Annotated in this window: 18 protein-coding genes, 1 tRNA gene, 2 rRNA genes and 2 pseudogenes (1 of these 23 running past the window's edge); 19 read left to right on the forward strand and 4 right to left on the reverse strand. The window is 61.6% G+C overall.

Features of this window, described 5'->3' with window-relative positions:
* The 12 genes from F2982_RS26500 to F2982_RS26555 all read left to right on the forward strand — a co-directional run.
* A 23S ribosomal RNA gene (locus F2982_RS26500) occupies positions 1–1,577 on the forward strand (it extends 1,224 nt beyond the left edge of the window).
* 152 nt (positions 1,578–1,729) lie between these two features.
* Positions 1,730–1,844: ribosomal RNA gene (rrf, locus tag F2982_RS26505) — 5S ribosomal RNA — on the forward strand.
* A gap of 242 nt (positions 1,845–2,086) precedes the next feature.
* Positions 2,087–2,163: transfer RNA gene (locus F2982_RS26510), tRNA-Met, on the forward strand.
* A 516-nt stretch (positions 2,164–2,679) separates the two neighbouring features.
* Positions 2,680–3,672, forward strand: coding sequence for an MsnO8 family LLM class oxidoreductase (locus F2982_RS26515; RefSeq protein ID WP_203430473.1), 993 nt, complete (start codon positions 2,680–2,682; stop codon positions 3,670–3,672).
* Between the two features lie 22 nt (positions 3,673–3,694).
* Complete coding sequence (locus F2982_RS26520; RefSeq protein WP_203430474.1) at positions 3,695–5,044, forward strand: LLM class flavin-dependent oxidoreductase; 1,350 nt, start codon at positions 3,695–3,697, stop codon at positions 5,042–5,044.
* A 17-nt stretch (positions 5,045–5,061) separates the two neighbouring features.
* Positions 5,062–6,261: a M20 aminoacylase family protein gene (locus F2982_RS26525; protein WP_203430475.1), complete on the forward strand. Its 1,200-nt coding sequence runs from the start codon at positions 5,062–5,064 to the stop codon at positions 6,259–6,261.
* 7 nt (positions 6,262–6,268) lie between these two features.
* Positions 6,269–6,814 carry a GNAT family N-acetyltransferase gene (locus F2982_RS26530; protein WP_203430476.1) on the forward strand — a complete coding sequence of 182 codons (546 nt, stop codon included), beginning with the start codon at positions 6,269–6,271 and terminating at the stop codon, positions 6,812–6,814.
* Positions 6,815–6,833: 19 nt separating this feature from the next.
* Entirely contained in the window at positions 6,834–8,612 is a 1,779-nt protein-coding gene (locus tag F2982_RS32125; protein ID WP_203430477.1) for an amino acid ABC transporter permease/ATP-binding protein, read from the forward strand.
* An 89-nt stretch (positions 8,613–8,701) separates the two neighbouring features.
* A complete protein-coding gene (locus F2982_RS26540; RefSeq protein ID WP_203430478.1) occupies positions 8,702–9,646 on the forward strand; it encodes an ABC transporter substrate-binding protein in 945 nt (314 codons plus the stop codon).
* Between the two features lie 112 nt (positions 9,647–9,758).
* Complete coding sequence (locus tag F2982_RS26545) at positions 9,759–10,649, forward strand: ABC transporter substrate-binding protein (RefSeq protein ID WP_246777664.1); 891 nt, start codon at positions 9,759–9,761, stop codon at positions 10,647–10,649.
* A 9-nt stretch (positions 10,650–10,658) separates the two neighbouring features.
* Entirely contained in the window at positions 10,659–11,732 is a 1,074-nt protein-coding gene (locus F2982_RS26550; RefSeq protein ID WP_203430480.1) for an LLM class flavin-dependent oxidoreductase, read from the forward strand.
* Between the two features lie 2 nt (positions 11,733–11,734).
* Positions 11,735–12,331 carry a DsbA family protein gene (locus F2982_RS26555; protein ID WP_203430481.1) on the forward strand — a complete coding sequence of 199 codons (597 nt, stop codon included), beginning with the start codon at positions 11,735–11,737 and terminating at the stop codon, positions 12,329–12,331.
* A gap of 108 nt (positions 12,332–12,439) precedes the next feature.
* Here F2982_RS26555 and F2982_RS26560 read toward each other — a convergent pair whose 3' ends face one another.
* Genes F2982_RS26560 through F2982_RS26570 form a run of 3 tightly spaced genes read right to left on the reverse strand, consistent with a single transcriptional unit; the run spans position 12,440 to position 14,895 of the window.
* A complete protein-coding gene (locus tag F2982_RS26560) occupies positions 12,440–12,931 on the reverse strand; it encodes an Lrp/AsnC family transcriptional regulator (RefSeq protein WP_203430482.1) in 492 nt (163 codons plus the stop codon).
* A gap of 3 nt (positions 12,932–12,934) precedes the next feature.
* Entirely contained in the window at positions 12,935–14,005 is a 1,071-nt protein-coding gene (locus F2982_RS26565; protein WP_203430483.1) for an LLM class flavin-dependent oxidoreductase, read from the reverse strand.
* Between the two features lie 44 nt (positions 14,006–14,049).
* Complete coding sequence (locus tag F2982_RS26570; protein ID WP_203430484.1) at positions 14,050–14,895, reverse strand: NADPH-dependent oxidoreductase; 846 nt, start codon at positions 14,893–14,895, stop codon at positions 14,050–14,052.
* Between the two features lie 172 nt (positions 14,896–15,067).
* On the opposite strand from F2982_RS26570, the gene F2982_RS26575 reads away from it, so the two are divergent.
* The 7 genes and pseudogenes from F2982_RS26575 (at position 15,068) to F2982_RS26600 (ending at position 20,535) form a co-directional block, all read left to right on the forward strand.
* Positions 15,068–16,420 carry an LLM class flavin-dependent oxidoreductase gene (locus F2982_RS26575; RefSeq protein WP_203430485.1) on the forward strand — a complete coding sequence of 451 codons (1,353 nt, stop codon included), beginning with the start codon at positions 15,068–15,070 and terminating at the stop codon, positions 16,418–16,420.
* A 7-nt stretch (positions 16,421–16,427) separates the two neighbouring features.
* Positions 16,428–17,263, forward strand: a pseudogene (locus F2982_RS26580) (ABC transporter ATP-binding protein).
* Between the two features lie 18 nt (positions 17,264–17,281).
* Positions 17,282–18,358: an ABC transporter substrate-binding protein gene (locus F2982_RS26585; protein ID WP_203430486.1), complete on the forward strand. Its 1,077-nt coding sequence runs from the start codon at positions 17,282–17,284 to the stop codon at positions 18,356–18,358.
* A 36-nt stretch (positions 18,359–18,394) separates the two neighbouring features.
* Positions 18,395–19,219: an ABC transporter permease gene (locus F2982_RS26590; protein ID WP_203430487.1), complete on the forward strand. Its 825-nt coding sequence runs from the start codon at positions 18,395–18,397 to the stop codon at positions 19,217–19,219.
* A gap of 3 nt (positions 19,220–19,222) precedes the next feature.
* Positions 19,223–19,987 (forward strand): ABC transporter permease, encoded by a 765-nt coding sequence (locus tag F2982_RS26595; RefSeq protein WP_203430488.1) that lies wholly within the window; start codon positions 19,223–19,225, stop codon positions 19,985–19,987.
* Positions 19,988–20,055: 68 nt separating this feature from the next.
* Positions 20,056–20,313 (forward strand): annotated as a pseudogene (locus F2982_RS31705) (DUF4172 domain-containing protein); the annotation flags it as partial.
* Positions 20,314–20,346: 33 nt separating this feature from the next.
* A complete protein-coding gene (locus F2982_RS26600) occupies positions 20,347–20,535 on the forward strand; it encodes a hypothetical protein (protein ID WP_246777665.1) in 189 nt (62 codons plus the stop codon).
* 5 nt (positions 20,536–20,540) lie between these two features.
* Here the strand turns inward: F2982_RS26600 and F2982_RS26605 are convergent, their stop codons facing one another.
* Positions 20,541–21,437, reverse strand: a complete 897-nt coding sequence (locus F2982_RS26605; protein ID WP_130284546.1) for a LysR family transcriptional regulator — start codon at positions 21,435–21,437, stop codon at positions 20,541–20,543.
* Between the last annotated feature and the right edge of the window lie 329 nt (positions 21,438–21,766).

A 21,766-nucleotide genomic window follows, 5' to 3' on the forward strand; every position in this document is an offset into this window, starting at 1 on the left:
GTGGTAGCGGAGCGTTCCGTAAGCCTGTGAAGGGACAGTCGTGAGACATCCTGGAGGTATCGGAAGTGCGAATGTTGACATGAGTAACGATAAAGAGGGTGAGAGACCCTCTCGCCGAAAGACCAAGGGTTCCTGCTTAAAGTTAATCTGAGCAGGGTTAGCCGGCCCCTAAGACGAGGCGGACACGCGTAGTCGATGGGAACCACGTTAATATTCGTGGGCCTGGTGGTAGTGACGGATTGCGTAACTTGTTCATTCTTATTGGATTGAGTGGGCAGGGAAGCGGTTCCAGGAAATAGCTCCACCGTATAGACCGTACCCGAAACCGACACAGGTGGTCAGGTAGAGTATACCAAGGCGCTTGAGAGAACTATGTTGAAGGAACTCGGCAAATTGCACGCGTAACTTCGGAAGAAGCGTGACCCCATTTTACGCAAGTGAGATGGGGTGGCACAGACCAGGGGGTAGCGACTGTTTATCAAAAACACAGGGCTCTGCGAAGTCGCAAGACGACGTATAGGGTCTGACGCCTGCCCGGTGCTGGAAGGTTAAGAGGAGAGGTGCAAGCTTTGAATCGAAGCCCCAGTAAACGGCGGCCGTAACTATAACGGTCCTAAGGTAGCGAAATTCCTTGTCGGGTAAGTTCCGACCTGCACGAATGGCGTAACGACTTCCCCGCTGTCTCCAACATAGACTCAGTGAAATTGAATTCCCCGTGAAGATGCGGGGTTCCTGCGGTCAGACGGAAAGACCCCGTGCACCTTTACTATAGCTTTACACTGGCATTCGTGTCGGCATGTGTAGGATAGGTGGTAGGCTTTGAAGCGGGGACGCCAGTTTCCGTGGAGCCATCCTTGAAATACCACCCTTATCGTCATGGATGTCTAACCGCGGTCCGTTATCCGGATCCGGGACAGTGTATGGTGGGTAGTTTGACTGGGGCGGTCGCCTCCGAAAGAGTAACGGAGGCGCGCGATGGTGGGCTCAGACCGGTCGGAAATCGGTCGTCGAGTGCAATGGCATAAGCCCGCCTGACTGCGAGACTGACAAGTCGAGCAGAGACGAAAGTCGGTCATAGTGATCCGGTGGTCCCGCGTGGAAGGGCCATCGCTCAACGGATAAAAGGTACGCCGGGGATAACAGGCTGATGACCCCCAAGAGTCCATATCGACGGGGTTGTTTGGCACCTCGATGTCGGCTCATCGCATCCTGGGGCTGGAGCAGGTCCCAAGGGTTTGGCTGTTCGCCAATTAAAGCGGTACGTGAGCTGGGTTCAGAACGTCGTGAGACAGTTCGGTCCCTATCTGCCGTGGGTGTAGGAATATTGACAGGATCTGTCCCTAGTACGAGAGGACCGGGATGGACATATCTCTGGTGGACCTGTTGTCCTGCCAAGGGCATAGCAGGGTAGCTATATATGGACGGGATAACCGCTGAAGGCATCTAAGCGGGAAACCCACCTGAAAACGAGTGTTCCCTATCAGAGCCGTGGAAGACGACCACGTTGATAGGCCGGGTGTGGAAGTGCGGCAACGCATGAAGCTTACCGGTACTAATAGCTCGATTGGCTTGATCGTTCTCATTGATCAATGCTCATCAGGCGCCAAAGGCGCCTCATGATGCAAGACGTGTTCAAAACCAGCGAATAAAATGGCGAAGCGAAACTATTCGCTACTCACTAATCCCTATTCGCTCAAAATCCAGCTTCTCAATTGTTGCGCTTCGCTGACCTGGTGGTCATGGCGGGGTGGCTGCACCCGTTCCCATTCCGAACACGGCCGTGAAACGCCCCAGCGCCTATGGTACTTCGTCTTAAGACGCGGGAGAGTCGGTCGCTGCCAGGTCTGCTAAACGCAACATAAATCTTCTCATCACATTCTACGGCCCAAAGCCGATCAAAGGGCCGCTCGCAAAGCGGCCTTTTTGCTTTCGAGCCCTATATGTAGACTGAAATAGCGATGCACCGGATCTATAATGGTGCGTCCCTTACAGGAGACAACTCCTTCGGAGTTGCTCCGGCAGTAAGCGTAAATCGCCAAAGGCGTTTTACGCTATCGCGACAAAACCCAAAGGGTTTTGCGCTGGACGCGGGGTGGAGCAGCCCGGTAGCTCGTCAGGCTCATAACCTGAAGGCCGCAGGTTCAAATCCTGCCCCCGCAACCAAACTTCCCGGAATCCTATCGACCTATCGATGGCGCAAAAGCTTCGCTTTCCCCGGCGATCGTAGATCATCGTCCTACGGACCATAACCTCAACGCAGAAGGTTCAAAGCCTCACCCCGAAACCAACGATCCAGACACACATCACAGCCCGCCATCACGCGGGTTTTGCGTTTATGGGCTGGAGATAAACCGCAGCCTCACTCCTCCCGAAACGCGCGGCTGAACTGATCCGTCAGCGGCTTTGTGAAAAACGACATCGCCGTCCGCTCCTGTGTCGAGCAGAGGTTCGCGCATGACCGGATCACACTTCGGTCGATCCCTGCGGCCCACATCGCGATGCTCGGTCGAGACCTGACATTCGCAGGCAGCGGTTCGTCCTGCTGAACGGTATCGTCATCCCACCCCCGCAGCACGGTGGTTTTTTCCCCTCGTTCAACTCCAAAGAGAAAGCGGTTCCTTACCGTGCCATTTGTCTACTGATTTTATAGACAATATAGAACTATGGTGAGGCACCGTGATGACCTATCTTCTCAGCTTGCTCGACAAGGCTCCGATCGAAGCGGGCGTGACGGCGACGGAAGCGCTTGCTGCGGCCGTCAAGCTCGCCATTGCGGCGGAGGAGCTCGGTTACCACCGCTTCTGGGTCGCCGAACATCATAGCATGACTAACCTCGCAAGTTCCGCACCAGAGGTGCTGATCTCCTATCTTCTGGCGCGCACGCGCTCGATCCGTATCGGCTCGGGCGGGGTAATGCTGCAGCACTATAGCGCCTACAAGGTCGCCGAGATTTTCAACGTCCTGTCGTCGCTCGCGCCGGGCAGGGTCGATCTGGGCGTTGGCAAGGCGCCGGGCGGCTTTCCCTATTCGACGCGCGCCTTGCAGGTCGCGGTCGATCCCGCGTTGAAGCCGGGCTTTGCCGAACAGCTCTCCGAGTTGAATGCCTACCTTTCGTTCGATGCGCGCGACGACCAGGCGGTGGCAACGCCTATCCCACCGGTCAAGCCCGAGCGCTTCCTGCTCGGCGCCAGCGTCGACAGCGCGCTGCTTGCCGCGGAGAAGGGGTGGCGGCTGGTCTTTGCCGGACACCTGAACGGCGATCCCGAAAATCTCCGCAAGACCTTCGAGGCCTATGCGCAGGCGACCGGCGGCGATGTTCCGATCCTGGCGCTCGCAGCTTTCGCCGCGGAAAGCGCGGAGCAGGCGAGAACCCGCGTCGGCGATCTGCGCATCGTCAAGGTGTTCCTGCCGAACGGCCAGACGGTGAATGTCGGCAATGAAGAGCAGGCGGCCGAATATGCCCGGCAGGCCGGTGTCGCCGACTACCGCACCGAGGAAAAGATCCCGAGCGTTCTCCATGGCACCGCACGTCAGGTGCGGGATGCGCTCGACGACCTTCACGCGCGCTACGGCGTCCAGGAATTCGTGCTCGACACGCCGGCCCTGACGCCGGGCGAGCGCCTCGCCTCCATCGAGCTGCTGGCAAAAGAACGCCTTTCGCTCGCTGCCTAATTCCCCACTCCGGAGACAGATCATGGCTCAGAAACACGTCACTTTCGGCATCATGCTGCAGGGCCCGGGCGGCCACATGAACGCCTGGAAGCATCCGAGCGGTCCGGCGGACGCCTCGACCAACCTTCAGTTCTTCGTCGATACCGCCCGCAAGGCCGAGGATGTCGGCATTGCTTTCGCGTTCGTTGCCGACGGCCTCTACATCAACGAGCAATCGATTCCCCATTTTCTCAACCGCTTCGAGCCGCTGACGATCCTCTCGGCGCTGGCCGCCTCGACATCGAAGATCGGTCTGGTGGGCACGGTATCGACTTCCTACAGCGACCCCTTCACCATCGCCCGGCAGTTCGCGTCGCTCGATCTGATCAGCGGCGGCCGCGCCGGTTGGAATGCCGTCACCTCGCCCCTTGAGGGATCCGGGCGCAATTACGGGCGCGAGCATCCCGAGCATGAGCTGCGATACGAGATCGCCGAGGAATATATCGACGCGGCCAAGGGCCTCTGGGATTCCTGGGATGACGACGCCTTCATCCGCGATCGCGACAGCGGGCAATATGCCGACTTCGACAAGATGCACCGGCTCGATCACAAGGGGCGGTTCTTCCGGATCGAAGGGCCGCTCAATATCCGCCGCTCGAAACAGGGGCAGCCGGTCGTCTTCCAGGCGGGTGCCTCGGATTCCGGCATCAAGCTCGCCGGCAAGCATGCCGATGCCGTCTTCACCAATGGCGGTCCGATCGAGGATGCGAAGACCTTCTACAAGCAACTCAAGCAGAGCGCGGTCGCCCAGGGGCGCAGCGCCAGAGAGATCGGCGTCTATCCCGGCATCGGCCCGATCGTCGGTGCGACGGTGGAGGAGGCGGAAGCCAAGTATCAGGCGATCCGCGGCCTCGTTACCATCGAAGAGGCCTTGCGCTATCTCGGCCGCTTCTTCGATCACCATGATTTCAGCATCTATCCGCTGGATGAGCAATTTCCCGAGCTCGGCGATATCGGCCGCAACAATTTCCGCGCCACGACCGACCGGATCAAGAAGACGGCGCGCGAGAAGGGGCTGACCTTGCGCGAGGTTGCGCTCGATGCAGCCACGCCGCGCACAGCGTTTATCGGCACGGCCGATCATATCGCTGACGAGATCATCCGCTGGATCGATGGCGAAGCCGCCGACGGCTTCATTCTCGGTTTCCCGGTGATCGCCGAAGGCTTCGACGACTTCGCACATCACGTTCTGCCCATCCTGCAGCGCCGCGGCTATTTCGATCCAAAGCTGAAAGGCGAAACGCTTCGCGATCATCTTGGGCTGCCCTTCCGCACCAGCCGCTATGCCGAACGCGCCGACGATTCCGACCAGCGAAAGGCCGCCAGCGCTTGAGCGCTGGGGGATGCCCGATGAACGCAAGAGTTCAAACAACCCCAGGCCATGACCGCGTCGAGCAGGGGATTGCCTCACTCCTCGACGAATTCATCGCTCTGCGCCACGATCTTCACCAATATCCGGAGCTTGCGTTTCGCGAGCATCGCACCAGCAAGCTCATCGCCTCGCGTCTCTCCTCGTGGGGCTATGAGGTCGAGCATGGTATTGCTGGCACCGGCATCGTCGCGACCTTGACGAAGGGAAACGGCAACAAGAGGGTCGCCATTCGCGCGGATATGGATGCGCTGCCGATCGAGGAGGCGACGGGCCTTGCTTATTCGAGCAGCAACCCCGGCGTCATGCATGCTTGCGGGCATGACGGGCACACGACCATCCTACTTGCAGCGGCGCGCTATCTCGCCGAGAGCGGACATTTCGATGGAACGCTTCGGCTGATCTTTCAGCCGGCCGAGGAGATCGGCGCCGGGGCGCGCAAGATGATTGCGGAGGGGCTGTTTGATCGCTTTCCTGTCGACGCAGTCTTCGGGCTCCACAATTGGCCGGGCGTGCCCTCGGGGCATTTCGGCTTCGTCGCGAATGCGGCCATGGCCTCGGTCGACCAGGCGGTGATCAGGATCGTCGGCAAGGGCGGCCATGGTGCCGAGCCGCATCGTGGTGTCGATCCGGTGCTGGCATCCGCCTCATTCATCACCGCGCTGCAGAGCGTCGTCTCCCGCAATGTCGATCCGCAGGAGATGGCCGTTGTCACCGTGGGCTCGATCCACGGCGGGTCCGCCTCGAATGTCATCCCCGAAAGCGTCGAGCTGAAGCTCACCATGCGTGCCTATGACGAGAGCGTTCGCGAAAGGCTCGAAACCCGCATTCCGGCCCTGGCCCGCGCACAGGCCGAAAGCTTCGGCGCGGTGGCCGAGGTCGACTACCGGCGCGGTTTCCCGGCACTGATCAACCATGCCGACGAAACGGCATTTGCGAAAAATGTAGCGATCAAGGCGTTCGATCGCAGCGTCATCGAGGACGATTTCCGCCCGCGGACGGCTAGTGAAGACTTCGCCTTCATGCTGCAGGAGACGCCGGGAAGCTATCTCTTCGTCGGCAACGGCGACGGCGCGCCCCTCCACAGTGCGCACTATGATTTCAATGACGCCATCATAGCGCCTGCGGCCCGCTACTGGGTGCAGCTCGCCGAAACCTTTCTCTCCGAAAACAACGGGTAACGACGACATGAGCGATACGTTTCTCTACACCTCACCGCTTGATCCGCAGGCAAAGCCGCTGATCGACGAACTCATTCATGAATATGACAGCCGCTACGGCAGCTATTTCGATGAGAAGGGCGCGGCAGCCGAGCTCAACCGCTATCCGCCTGAAGCCTTCGCCCCGCCGGACGGCAACTTCGTGCTGTTGATACGCGATGGCGTGACGATCGGCGGCGGCGCCTTCAAGCGCTATGACGAGCGGACCGCCGAGTTCAAGCGCATCTGGACCCGCTCCGACCTGCGACGTCAAGGACTGGCGCGAAAGGTTCTCGTCGAGCTTGAGGCGCAAGCGGCCCGCCAGGGCTATCAGCGCGTCTATCTGACGACGGGATTCCGGCAGCCGGAGGCCGTCGGCCTCTATCTGAGCAACGGTTACACCGCGCTCTTCGACATCAATGTCGATCCTGAATTCTACAAGACGCTGCCGTTCGAAAAGACGATCGCGGCCGCCGCTATCGCGCCGGCGGCAGATATCGACGCAACGCCGCTTCGAGCGGTCGCCAATCTTTGATTTGGGAAGGAACAGGGGCATGGCGCTGACCAGCGAATTTGCGGCTATCGCAAAACACGAGCACAGAGCGGCGGAGACCTCCGATTTCACGCGCTACAAGATTGTTCCTGCACGCCACCCGGCGCGCTTTGCGGGCACGATCTTTGCCACCGTCGTCATCGCGAGCATCATCTATTCGACGTCCACGAACCCGCGCTGGGGCTGGAATGTGTTTGCCGAGTGGTTCTTTGCTGAACCGGTGCTGGCCGGCCTTGGCCGAACCCTGCTTCTGACAGCACTCGCCACCGTCTCCGGCTCGATCCTCGGAACCGCGCTGGCACTCGCCCGTGTTTCCCGCTCGCCGCTGCTGTCGGGTCTCTCCTGGGGCTATATCTGGCTGCTCCGCTCGATCCCGGTCATCGTGCTGCTGCTCGTTCTCAACAATCTCGGCTATCTCTATGAAACGATCACGATCGGCATCCCCTTCACCGATGCGGTCTTTGCGAGCTATCCGACGACGCAGCTTCTGACGCCGTTTGCGGCAGCTTTTCTTGGTCTGACGCTCAATCAGTCGGCCTTCTTCGCCGAGATCGTTCGCGGCGGTATTCTCTCCGTGGACCAGGGGCAGCTTGAGGCGGCCGCCTCGCTCGGCCTCTCGCATCGCCGCCAGGCATTCCGCATCATCCTGCCGCAGGCCATGCGCTCGATCCTGCCGACAGGGTTCAACGAGGTGATCGGTCTCGCGAAGGCGACCTCGATGGTCTACGTTCTGGCCCTGCCGGAGCTCTTCTACACCGTGCAGGTCATCTATCGCCGCAATCTGGAAGTCATTCCGCTGCTGATGGTGGCGACCGCCTGGTATCTCGTCATCATGACCGTGCTGTCGATCGCGCAGCACTATATCGAGCGGCATTATTCTAAGGGTGCCCTGCGCAATCCGAAGCCCTTGCCGTTCCAGGCCTTCTTCGCACGCTTTGCCCGCCAGCCTGCCGCGGCTGAGTTTGCGACTGAAACCGCAGTCGCCCATAGGGGATTTGCCGATGCCGCGGTTCTGCGCGCCGGTGGCGCCATCAGCATCCAGGGAATTTCGAAAAGCTTTGGCTCGCTGAAGGTGCTCGATGGCATCGATCTCAATCTGCCTGCCGGTAGCGTGACCGCCATCCTCGGCCCCTCGGGTTCCGGCAAGTCGACGCTGCTGCGCTCGATCAATCATTTGGAGCGCGTGGACGCCGGTTTCATCGCCGTCGATGGCGAGCTCGTCGGCTACGAGCAGAAGGGCAATCTGCTCTATGAGCTCAAGGAGAACGAAATCCTGAAGCGGCGCGCCGATATCGGCATGGTGTTCCAGAGCTTCAATCTCTTTCCGCATCTGACCGTGCTCGAAAATCTGATCGAGGCACCTATCCAGGTGCGCGGCGCAAAACGCGAGGAAGCGGTCCAGCTGGCGCAGGAGTTGCTCGCCAGGGTCGGGCTCGGCGACAAGATCAATGCCTATCCCCGCCAGCTTTCGGGCGGCCAGCAGCAGCGCGTGGCAATTGCCCGGGCGCTGGCCCTCCGTCCCAAGGTTCTCCTGTTCGACGAACCGACATCGGCGCTCGATCCCGAGCTCGTCGGCGAGGTGCTCGATGTCATCAAGGAACTCGCGCGGACAGGAACGACGCTTGTCGTCGTCACCCACGAGATCGGCTTCGCCCGCGAGATCGCCGATACCGTTGTCTTCATGGACGGCGGCAAGATCCTGGAGTCCGGCCCGCCATCGAAGATCTTCACCCGGGCCGAACATTCCCGCACCAGAGAGTTTCTCGCCAAGGTGCTCTGAACTTTCCGCAGAAAACGAAATTCCGGCCGCGACGGGCGTCCGGATCGCATGCCAGCAGCCACAATTTAAAGAAGAAATGGAGTAGGGCAATGACATTCAGAAATAGCGCAATCCAGCTGCTCGCCAGCACCGTAGCGGTGGCAACCATAGGGATCGGCTCCGCGCAGGCTGCCGAGAAATTCAACTTGAGCCCGGATACCTCGAACCGGATCCGCGCCGAGAAGGATGAAGCGGCGATCAAGACAATCTCTCCGTCCTTCAAGTTCGTCCAGAAGGGCAAGTTCACCGTCGCCATCAACCCCTGGGACCCGCCGGTCGCGACCTACGCAACGGATGCGAAGACCGTCGTCGGTACCGATCCCGAGATCGCGCAGCTGCTCGCCGACTCTTTCGGCCTCGAGCTCGATCTCGTTCCGGTCGCCTGGGAAGACTGGCCGCTCGGTGTCTCCTCCGGCAAGTACGATGCCGTCATTTCCAACGTCACCGTGACGGAGGAGCGCAAGGAGAAGTTCGATTTCTCCACCTATCGCAATGACGTGCTCGGCTTCTACGTGAAGGCCGACAGCAAGATCACCGCGATCAAGGAGCCGAAGGACGTTGCCGGGCTGAAGGTCATCACAGGCGCCGGTACCAATCAGGAAAAGATCATCCTCGAATGGGACCGCGAAAATGTCGCCGCCGGCCTGAAGCCGATCGAGGTGCAGTATTACGATGACCGGGCCGCGGCCGATCTGGCGATCCAGTCCGGCCGTGCCGATGTCGAATTCAATCCGAATGCCACGCTCGCCTACAGCGCCTCGATCAAGGGCTCGACCAAGCTCGTCGGCACCGTCAGCGGCGGCTGGCCGATTGCGGCCGAGATCGCAGTCACGACCAAGAAGGGCGCCGGACTTGCCGACGCGGTCACTCTCGCTCTCAACGACCTCATCAAGAATGGCAAGTATGGCGAAGTGCTGAAGCGCTGGAACCTGACATCAGAGGCGACGGCAGAATCGAAGACCAACCCGCCGGGACTGCCGAAGAGCGGTTCCTAAGGCTGGCCGTGCGGACCGGTGCGAGGGACGCGAGCCGGTCCGCACCGTTCATTTCAGGAGATTTAGAATGATGTCTTTTGCTTTCTGGCGCCCGGCGCTGCTTTTGAGCGCGATGATGCTGGCTGCGGCGGGAACGGCGCATGCCGTCGATGAGTTCGATCTGAGCCCCGCGCAACCCGCTCGTGTCCATGCGGTGAAGAACGAAGCGGCGATCGCCTCGATCCCGAAGAGCTTTGCCTTCGTCACGCCGGGCAAGTTTACCGTGGCGATCAGCCCGGGCGGACCACCGCTTGCAACCTATGCCACCGACGCGAAGACGGTCGTTGGAGCCGATCCCGAATATGCCAATGCGATTGCAGAAAGCCTCGGGTTGGAGCTTGAAATCGTGCCGGTCGCCTGGATCGACTGGCCGCTTGGTCTTGTGTCGGGCAAGTACGACGCTGTCATTTCTAATGTTGGCGTTACCGAAGAACGCAAGCAGAAGTTCGACTTCTCGACCTATCGCAAAGGCCTGCATGGCTTCTTCGTGAAGGGTGACAGCGCCATCGCCTCCATCAAGGAACCGAAGGATGCGGCGGGTCTGCGCATCATCGTCGGTGCTGGGACTAACCAGGAGCGGATCCTGCTGAAATGGAGTGATGAGGACGTTGCCACCGGCTTGAAGCCGATCGAGCTTCAATATTTCGACGACGAGGCAGCGAGCCTGCTGGCGCTGCAATCCGGTCGCGCCGACGTCATTGTTCAGCCGCATGCGCAGCTCGTCTTCATCGCCGCCCGCGACAAGAACATCAAGCGCGTGGGAACGCTGAGCGCCGGCTGGCCCGATCGCTCCGACGTCGCGATCACGACGCGCAAGGGCAGCGGCATTGCCGACACGCTGACGATCGCCACCAACGGCCTGATCAAGGACGGCACCTACGCCAAAATCCTCGATCATTGGCATCTGTCGGAGGAAGCCTTGCCTGCTTCGGAGACGAATCCACCCGGCCTGCCGAAATTCTGAGTTCCAGAGATGACCAGCAATTCCATTGCGATCAAACATGTCGGGTTCCTGACGCCCGGAAACTATCCCGAAGACGATCCCCATCGCGGGCTCGAAGAGACGCTTCTGCTCCTCGAACATGGCGAGGAGCTTGGCTTCAACAGTGCCTGGGTCAGGCAGCGGCATCTGGAGCCGGGTATTTCCTCGGCAACCGCCTTCCTAGCAGCGGCCACCCAGCGGACCGAGAGGATCGAGCTCGGCACGGCGGTCATTCCGATCGGCTACGAAAGCCCCTATCGGCTGGCCGAGGATCTCTCGACCGTCGACGTGCTCTCCCGGGGGCGGCTCAATGTCGGGCTGAGCGCGGGACGGCCGCTCCATGCCGATCTGATCGGGCCGCTCGCTTTTGATGGCGACTGGGAGAGCCATGACTTCTCGCATGCTCGCGTTATCAGGTTCGCCGACAATCTGAAGGGACACTATCTCGGCGACGAGGAGACGCGGATCAAGACGCCCTTCGGCCCGCAGCGTCCGCGGCTCAATCCCCATGCCAAGGGCCTGATCGACCGCATCTGGTATGGAGGAGGCTCCCTGCGCTCTGCAGCCTGGGCCGGACAGAACGGCTTCAATCTCCTGATCGGCAACGTCACGACGGGCGAGGAGACAGACGAGTTCTTTGTCGCCCAGGGACGCCAGCTCGAGCGCTACAGAAATTCCGGTGGAGCCGGGCGCCGGGTGGCGCTCGGAAGGGTCATCGTTCCCTACGACAGTGCCAGCCTGGCAACGCGCAAGCGCTACGCTGCCTATGCCGCCGGCCGTCACGAACGCACACTTGCGCCGCAGGGCGAGCGCCGCACCCTCTTTGCCCGTGACCTCGTCGGAACCGCTGACGAAATCCTGGAGACGCTATATGCCGATCCGATCCTGCCTCATGTCGAGGAATTCCGTCTGGAGCTTCCCTATGAATTCATCGACGAGGATTACCGCCAGATTCTACACGACTTCGTGACGCTGATCGGCCCCGAACTCGGTTGGCGCCCCGCTGCGCTTCAGCCATTATCGCCGCGCGCCGGTGACGTGAGATCTTTGAAATCAGGATATTAGCAATGACGAAGTCCCTCGAATATTTCTTCTCCATCGGTTCTCCCTGGTCCTATATCGGCCTCGACGCCTTCGTCGATCTCGCCAAGCGGCACAAAGTGGATATAGAGCCTTTCCTGACCACCGTGATCGAGGAAAACGGCGGCATCTTCTCGCGCAACCGGCCGGAAATCCGCCGGGCCTATTGGATGAGGGACCTGAAACGCTGGGCGAAGGTGCGCGGCAAGGAAATCTGGCTCGACAAGCGCCCGGAACTCGGTGATCCGACGCCCGCCTCCTTTCTGGTGATCGCAGCCTATCTCGACGGCAAGGATTGGGTGGGTGTCACTCGCGCGTTGCAGACCGCCTATTGGGTGGACGCACGTGATATCGGCAAACCCGAGGTGCGGGCCGAGGTCGTCACCCGAGCCGGTTTCGACGGCGAGGCACTTCTCAAGCGCCAGGGCGACGACGACGTTCAGAAGAAGTGGAGCCGCGACCGCGATCACGCCCGAAACAGCGGCGTCTTTGGTTTCCCGACATTCATCTATGACGAGGAAACCTATTGGGGTCAGGACAATCTCCCCTTCCTTGAGCGGCACTTCGAGGGTGACCGGCCCTGACGATCGTGTGAAAGGGCAGCAGCGTCTCGCTCCTTCCTTACCCCCAGGCAAGGCCGTCATTGCGCTGGTGGCGGCCGCCGAACGTCACAATGTCGGGTCCAATCGCGGCTAGCCTCCGCGTGCCGCTTTGGGATTGTTGATCTGCAGATAAGATAAGGGAAGCTCGGTCGTGTACTTCAGCTCCTGCATGGCAAAGCGCGAGTTGACGTCGCCGATCTCGATCTTCGCCACCAGCCGCTTGTAGAACGCGTCATAGCCTGCGACGTCGGGCACCACGACCCGCATCAGATAGTCGACGTCGCCGCTCATGCGGTAGAACTCGACCACTTCGGCAAAGCTTGTCACCACCTCGGAAAACCGGCGCAGCCATTCCAGCGAATGCGCCTTGACCCGGATGGACACGAACACGGTGACGGCGGCGTTGATTTTCGCCGCGTCGAGCAGGGCAACCCGCCGGCGGATGACCTTTTCCTCCTCCAGCTTCTGAACCCTTCGCCAGCAGGGCGTGTTCGAAATGCCGACTGACTTGGCAAGCTCCGGCCCGGGGATGTCGGCGTCGCTCTGCAGCTGCGCCAGGATTTTGCGATCGACCCGATCCATCTCTCAACCCCTCAGGAGCGGCAGCAGCTTGTCTCCCTGCCGTTTGATCTCGGCAAGGTAGGGCGTATCCGAGAGCACGAAATGCGTGATGCCGAGCTCCCGGTATTTGCGCAGCGACGACGCGACATCTTCGGCCGAGCCGACCAGCCATGTCGTTCCCGCGCCGCCGCCGCCGAATTTTCCGGGAGCGGTATAGAGGTTGTCGTCGAGCACATCGCCGCGCTCGTGCAGTTCCAGGAGACGGCGTTGGCCGACGGCGACTGAGCCACGGTGGTCCTGCCAGCTGCCACCCTGATTTGCCGCCATGGCGGCAACCTTCTTTTCGGCATCCGCCCAGGCTTCCTCGCGCGTCTCCCGCACGAGCGTGGTGATCCTCAGGCCGAATTCCAGAGGTGCAAGATCGCGGTCGAGATCGCGGCTCAGGCGCTTCAGCCTGTCGATGCGTTCCCTGACGCCATCGAGCGGTTCGCCCCAGAAGAGCTGCACGTCCGCCTCGGTTGCGGCGACCTTTTCGGCCGCCTCCGAGGCGCCGCCGAAATAGAGCTTGGGGTGGCGGCGGTTGCCATTCCCGGCGATGCGCGGCTGGACGGTCGAGCCCTCGAGCCGGAAATGCTCGCCCGCCGAGGTGACGTTTTCTTCCGTCCAGAGGCGGCGCACGAGGCGCATGAATTCCTTGGTGCGTGCATAGCGATGGGCCTGATCACCCTCGCTGTCGCCATAGGCGGCAAGATTGTCCTGCCCGGAGACGATATTGACGCGGACCCGGCCGCCGCTGAGGTGGTCGAGCGTTGCGGCCGCCGAAGCAAAGTTCGCCGGGCGCCAATAGCCGGGCCTGATGGCGATCAGCGGCTCGAAGGTCTTGGTGCGCGCTGCAAGCGCCGTGGCAACCGTGAACGTATCCGGCCTTCCCCAGCCGGTGCCGATCAGCGCGCCTTTCCAGCCATGATCCTCGAGCGCCTGCGCATGTTCCGTCAGCGTCTCCAGGCTGTTGTGATCGACGATGGCGCTGTCGCCGCGGTGACCGGCCTTGATGTCGTTCGGGATGTACCAGAGAAATTCGGAGCTGTTGGTCATGCCTGTGCCTGCTGATCGATTTGCTGAATGAAAGGGAAGGGCGCTTACTTGAGCGCGAAGCCGAGCTTCCGGATGACGTCCTTCAGAACGTGACGGCCTTTCAGGGCTGCGACGGTGCCGATGCGGTTGCTGACCTGCTCGGTCCAGTCGATCCGGGGTATTGCCTGTTCCGCCTGGAAGGTTCCAAGCGCATGGTTATAGGCGTCGAGGGCAGGCCGGTGTGCACCGGGATCGTAGCGATCGCGATGGAGGATTGCTGCCTGGCCAAGCCGCGGCTTCACATCTGCGGGCCTGCCCTGATAGGGATAACCCACCGTCAGGCCGAAGACAGGGAACACGCCTTCGGGCAGCCCGAGCTCGCGCGCCACGGTTTCCGGGTCATTGCGGATGGCGCCGATATAGCAGGTGCCGAGGCCGAGGGATTCGAGCGCCACGACGGCATTCTGCGCAGCAAGAGCGGCATCGATGACACCGAGCAGGAAACTCTCGATATAATCGAGACCTTCGGCCGTGCCGCCCCGCGTCTCAGCGATGTCACGCGGGCGGGCGAGATCGGCGAGCCAGACCAGAAGAAGCGGCGCCCCGGTGATCTGGCGCTGATTGCCGGCAACGGCATTCAGGCGATCCCTGATCTCCTTGTCTTCGACGGCGATCACGCTCCAGGCCTGGAGGTTCGATGAACTCGGCGCCGATTGAGCCGCGGCGACGGCAAGTTCGATCACATGCGCGGGCACGGATTGCGGGAGATAGTCGCGGACGCTGCGGTGAGACAGGATTGCGTCGAGCGCCTCGTTCCATTGTCCGGACAGCGCCTTATCGCTGCGATACCGGCTCTTTACGAGCGCGGTCAGTCTGTCTTCCTGTGGCGCGATGGGCGCTGACAAAGTCATTCATATCTCCTTGGGCGCGATGCGGGCCGCACCGGTGAGCCGAAAACATGCCTGCTCGCGCGCAGCCTTTCCAATTACAAAAGTTCCTTCAGCGGCTTCGAAATAGAATATAATTTCTATAGATATTATTTTTTTAATCCTAGCCTGATTGCTCCTTCGAACGGAGCTCGAAATGGCTGAACGATCGCAACTCAGGCTCGGCGCCTTTCTCTACCCGACCGGACATCACATTGCCGCTTGGCGTCATCCGGATGCGCAGGCCGATGCCGGCTCCAACTTCGCCCATTACGTGGAACTGGCGCAGCTCGCCGAGCGCGGCAAGTTCGACCTGATCTTCATGGCCGATGGCGTCGGGACGCGGGGCACCGATATCGAGGCCTTGAGCCGCACCGCGACGCGCTATGTCGCGCAGTTCGAGCCGATCACGCTGCTCTCGGCGCTGGCGGCGGTCACCCGCAATATCGGCTTCGTCGCCACCGCCTCGACATCCTATAACGAGCCCTATCATATCGCCCGCAAATTCGCCTCGCTCGACCATATCAGCGGCGGACGGGCAGGATGGAACCTCGTAACCTCGTCCAGCGAGCACGAAGCGCACAATTTCGGCCGCGACGAGCATTATGCCCATGGCGAGCGCTACGAGCGCGCCGAGGAATTCGCCGATGTCGTGACCGGGCTGTGGGATACCTGGGAAGAGGGCGCCTTCCCGCGCGACAAGCAGAGCGGCCTCTATTTCGATCCCGACAAGCAGCATGTCCTCAATCACAAGGGCAAGTTCTTCAAGGTTCGCGGGCCGCTGAACGTTGCCCGTTCGCCCCAGGGACATCCGGTGCTCGTTCAGGCTGGCTCTTCCGAGCCCGGCAAGGAACTTGCGGCGCGCACCGCCGAAGTGGTCTTTACCGCCCACCAGACATTCGAGGATGCCCGCGCCTTCTACACCGATCTCAAGGGGCGCCTGCGCAAATACGGCCGTCACGCCGATGATCTGAAGGTCATGCCCGGCATCTTTCCCGTCGTCGGCCTTACGATCGCGGAGGCGGAAGAGAAGTTCGAACAGATCCAGGAGCTGATCCATCCGGTCGTCGGCCTGGCTTTGCTGAGCGGCATGACCGGCGGCGTCGATCTCTCCGCCTATCCCCTCGACGGGCCGGTTCCTGCGCTGCCGGAGACCAATGCCAGCAAGAGCCGCCAGCGCCTGCTGCTCGATCTCGCCCATCGTGAGAACCTGACGATCCGCCAGCTTTATCTGAGGATCGCCGGCGCGCGCGGCCACCGGCAGATCGTCGGCACGCCGGCGCAGATCGCCGACGAGATGCAGCACTGGTTCACGGGCGGAGCCGCCGATGGCTTCAACATCATGCCCCCGCATCTGCCCGTTGGTCTTCACCATTTCGTCGATCTCGTGCTGCCTGAGCTGCGCCGCCGCGGCCTGTTCCGCAACGAATATGAAGGCACGACGCTGCGCCAGAATCTGGGGCTGCGCACACCGCAGCATCCGGCATCCGCCCCTCTTGCCGCCGAGTAGGATCACCATGAGCATCGCCCATCTCCAGGCCGACCACATCACCCGCCGCTTCAAGATCGGCAACGATACGCTGACTGCCCTCGACGATGTCAGCGTCGATGTCGCGAAGGGCGAATTCGTCACCATCGTCGGCGCCAGCGGCTGCGGAAAATCGACTCTGTTGCGGCTGCTTGCCGGTCTCGACGTCACCACCGCGGGGCGCATCCGCCACGGTGGCGCCGAGGTGCACGAGCCGAGCCTCGACCGCGGCATCGTCTTCCAGGAGCCGCGGCTGTTCCCCTGGCTGACGGTCGAGCAGAATGTCGCCCTCGGTCTCCTGAACACCAGGCTACCGAAGGCTCGCAAGGCCGAGCTGGTGCGCGAGCATCTCGAGCTCGTCGGTCTAGGCGGCTTTGCCACCGTCTATCCGCATCAGCTTTCCGGCGGCATGGCGCAGCGCGCCGGTATCGCGCGCGGACTGGTCAACCGTCCGAATGTGCTGCTGCTCGACGAACCCTTCGGCGCGCTCGACGCGATCACCAAGGCGCGCCTTCAGGACGAGCTCCAGGACATCTGGGCCAAGGAAGGCATCACCATGGTGCTCGTCACCCATGATGTCGAAGAGGCGGTCTATCTCGGCGACAGGGTGGTGGTGATGTCGCCGCGTCCGGCCGGGTGCGCGAGATCATTCCGGTTACGATCGACCGCCCGCGCCGGCGCACGTCGGCGGAGATCGCCGCAGTGCGCGACCGCGTTCTCAACAGCCTGCATGCCACCGGCGAAGTTGCCGCTCCTGCAGCCCCGCGCCCGCTGCGCGCGCCCGAACAGGATCGCCCGCGGCCGGCGATCGCCATTGCACGATAAGCATCAACGGAGACCATCATGAAACGCATCACCTTTACCCGCCTGGCCGCCGCCCTCGCCATTCTGCTTGCGGCGACGGCAACATCGGCACGCGCCGAGGATCCACTTGTCATCCATGTCGGCTATGCCGCGATCGGCATCGACAACCGCCCCTATTCGGAAGGCACCTCGGCCGCGACCGCGCGGGCCGGCGAATTCCTGGAGAAGGAATTTGCCAATGATCCCAACATCAAGATCGAGTGGACCTTCTTCAAGGGCGCCGGTCCCGCCGTCAACGAGGGCTTCGCCAACGACCAGCTCGACTTCGCCTATCAGGGCGACCTGCCGGCGCTGATCGGCCGCGCCACCGGGCTGAAGACCAAGTACCTGCTGGCAAGCGGCGCACGCAAGCCGCTCTACCTCGCCGTCGCCAAGGATTCCGGCATCAAGTCGATCGAGGATCTGAAGGGGCGCAAGATCGCGCTGCAGCGCGGCACCAACGGCCACCTGGCGGCGATCAAGATCCTGGAAGCGCATGGCCTGACCGAACGCGATGTACAGGTCGTCAATCTCGATAGTGCTGGCACCGTTGCAGCTTTGACCAGCAAGGATATCGATGCCGCCTTTGGCGATACGCAGCTGATCAATCTCGCCGCCAAGGGTGCCGCGGACGTCATCTACACGACGAAGGGTGACGATCCGCGCTTCGGCCGCAACGCCGGCATCATCGGCCGCGAGGCCTTCATCGATGCCCATCCCGAAATCACCCAGCGCGTCGTCGACGCCTTCGTCAAGGCCGCAAAGTGGTCGTCCGACGAGCCGAACCGCGCCGCACTCTTCGAGCTCTGGCACAAATCCGGCACGGCAATCCCGATCCTCGAGGAGTACTTCAAGGGCGATACGCTGGCCTACCGCAATTCGCCGCTGATCGATGATCTCCTGGTGTCGCAGTACACGGAGCAGGCGGCCAAGAGTAAGGAATTCGGCCTGATCCGCCGCGATGTCGATCTCAAGGGCTGGTTCGAACCGAAATATCTCGACAACGCGATCGAGCGTCTCGGCTTCAAGAACTTCTGGCAGGCCTATGGCGCCGACGGCAAGCCCGTCGCGTCGTGATCTTGCTGACCGAACAGCCTGAGTGAAAGACCTGGCATGGCAATCGATATCGAGTTCGAAGGACAGGCGCGGCGGCGCAATTGGTCGCAGCATCCGGCCGTTCGCTGGATCCGCCGGGGAGAGGCATTCCTCTTCCCGGTCGGTCTGATCGCCCTCTGGTGGATCGCTTCGGCGCGCGGCTGGCTGCCCGAACAGATCCTGCCGGCGCCCGCTTATGTCGTCGCGACCGGGCGGGACATGATCTCGACCGGCGAACTGCTCTACCATGCGGGCGTCAGCCTGCGCCGCGTCGTCTTCGGTTTCGCGATAGGGGCCTCTCTCGGCATGGCGCTTGGAATTGCCATGGGTCTCTCTCGGCGCTTCGAGGACTATGTCAAGCCGGTCTTTCTCGCTTTTGCACAGATCCCGACGCTCGGCTGGATCCCGCTTCTGATGCTGCTCGTCGGTATCGAGGAAACGCTGAAGATCATCATCATCGCCAAGGGCGCTCTGGTGCCGGTAACGCTGAACACCTTCTCGGGCATTCGCAGCGTTCCGGCCAAATATCTGGAGGTCGGGCGGGCATTGCGCTTCAGCCGCTGGCAGACGCTGCGGCTGATCGTCCTCCCAAGCGCCGTGCCTTCGATCTTTACCGGTATCCGCTACGGCCTGACGCATGCCTGGACGTCGCTTGTCGGCGTCGAGCTCCTGGCGTCGTCCGAGGGGCTCGGATACCTGCTTGTCTGGGGCCGCCAGATGTTCTGGCTGGATACCGTCATCATCGCCATGGTCGTCATCGGCATCATCGGTTTCGCCATGGATCGCGGACTGGAAGCATCCGAGGTGCTGATCCGGCGCTGGAAGCGGCAGGCGGAGGACTGAGCGATGGAAGAGACTTCAAACTTCGTCCGCATCCGCCGGGGATTGACCCTGCCGCTTCTGCTTCTTCTCGCATGGGAGGCCTCGAGCCGCTTCGGTCTGGTCGATATCCGCTTCCTGCCGCCGATCGAGGACGTTATCCTGACGGCCAAGCAGGAGATCATCGACAACGGCCTGGTCGGCCAGCTCGGCTCGAGCCTGCTGCGCAATGTCGCTGGCTTCCTGATCGGCGCCGTCCTCGGCATCAGCTTCGGCACGCTGCTCGCCGTCGTCAACATCGCCGACCGGCTGATCATGCCGACCTTCAACGGCATCAAGCAGATCTCGCTGCTTGCCTGGATCCCGCTGATCTCCGTCTGGTTCGGCTTCGGCGAGCAGGCGAAGATCGTCTTCGTAGCACTCGCCGCCTTCATCCCGATTGCGCTCAACACGCATGACGGCATCAAGGATGCGCCGCGCGAACTGGTCGAGGTCGGCCGTGCGCTGCGCTTCAATTCCTGGCAGCGCATCAGCCGGATCTACCTCCCGGTCGCCCTGCCGTCGATCGCGACCGGCATCCACCTCGGCCTGATCTATTCCTGGCTCGCAACCGTCGGCGCCGAATACTTCCTCGCTGTCGGCCCCGGGATCGGCGGCCTCGTCATCGCCGGCCGCGAGCGCTTCGACATGGCCCTTGTCATGGTCGGCGTCATCATCCTCGGTATCGTCGGTTTTGCGTTCAATCGGCTGGCGGGGGCTGCGGAACGCCGCTTGCTACGCTGGCGGGAGTGATGAAAGCAGCCGTTTCGCCGCCGAGATGTGGTGGTGTGCTCTTCAGCGTATGAAGTCGAAATGGTGTTGAAAGTATACATCCGTTCGAAGATGGCATCCGGCGCATCGGGCGCGCACTCACCGAGAAATCGCTGGCTCAAAACATAGGACAGCCAAGCCTGGATCTCGCACCTTCAAGATCGAGAAGAACCGAAAGGCTTTTTATTCCGAGCTCGAGCGCTTAGTCTCTTTTATGCAGAAGGCAAAGTTCTACGGCCCGCTTCGCGTCCGGATGAACGAGCGGCAGGAAAAAGGTGATAGCCCGCCCTTTCAAAGAGGGCCTCGCCGCCGTCGTCGGCTGTGTCGTGCATGGTCTCGGTGTGTCGGTTGCGCCCTGGAATGCGGTCAAGGAGGCGCCGGGCGAGGTCGTCTCGGTGCCTTTCGGAAATCCGCAAATTCATCGCCATGTCGGGCTTCTGCAGCGCCAGACCAGCCCGCGCACCACTGTTATCGACCGGCTGCATCACCATCTGGCGAGCTTCAGCGGCGAATTCGGTATCCCGGGCTGAGCCGGTCAGCTCCAATTGCGGAAGACTTCGGCGAGGATCTCGCGGATCGCCTTGTCGAGTGCCGGATCCAGCCCTTCGCGCGACCTCAGGATGAGGGGATGTTTCAATTCAGGCTCGACAATCTGGCGCGCCAGAAGATCCGAGCCCATCTGGTCGTGAGGAATGCCCAGTCCGCCGAAGACCGTGACGCCGTAGCCGGAAAGGACGACCTCTCGTCTGGGCTCGAAGCCGTCGACATCCATGATCACGTTCAGGGACAGGCCCTCTTTCTGTGCGGCCAGTTCCAGAAACTTGCGCAGAGGGTTCTCCTTGGCCGGCAGGACCAGTGGAAGCGCGGCGACGTCGCGGAAGGCGATCGGCCCGCGCGTGCCGTTGTTGCGCATGATGCAGTAAAGCGGCTCCCAGACGATCGGGGTTTCCTGGAAGGTTTCGGTGAGCGGCAGCTTGATCGCGACATCCGCCTTGCCGCTGTCGATGAGTTCGTCTGCAAAGAGCGTCCGGGCATCGATGACGCGCAGGACCTTGTCGGGCATATGCTCGCGAAACGCGGCGATCAGCCGCGGCAGCATGACGGCTGCGAGCGACGGGATGATCGTCAGGCGCACGACTTCCTGCACCGTCTTGGTCTTAACCTGGCGACGAATGTCGTTTTCCGCGACCGCGACGGCATCGAGAATGATCCGCCCGTGCTCGACAAACAGGAGCCCCGGCACCGTCGGGGTCATGCCCGTTGCAGAACGCTCGAAAAGCGCGACGCCAAGGGCCTTTTCCATCTCGGCCAGATGGTAGCTCAGTGCAGGCTGGGCGACATTGAGGCTGCGCGCAGCGGCCGAGATCGAGCCGCTTTCGGCAATTGTGACGATGTAGCGGACGCGCCTGAGATCGAGGAATGCGGAGTTCATGGATGCCTCATACAAGATTTTGATACCCTAATCAAAACTCTGTAGTGGCGCATCATTTTTTCCTGCCCTAGTTTCCTCGTCATTGGGTCGCTGGAGGAAAGGGACCTGACGCTTGCATCCGAACCCGGACCGCTGAAAATGCGGCAGACGGCAAATTCGGGTCCAGGAGGAAACCCAACAAATCATTACCGAACCATCGGCAGGCGGCGCCGCAGGTGCTGCCCCGGCTGGCCTGTGTTCGGCGACAAGGTGGAGGAACAATGCCAATCAGATTTCATATCCTCGGTGGACTCACATTCGCGATGATGACCGCCACAGCATCCTTTGCC

Origin of the sequence: Rhizobium sp. BG4 (assembly GCF_016864575.1) — a bacterium.
GTDB lineage: Bacteria > Pseudomonadota > Alphaproteobacteria > Rhizobiales > Rhizobiaceae > Rhizobium.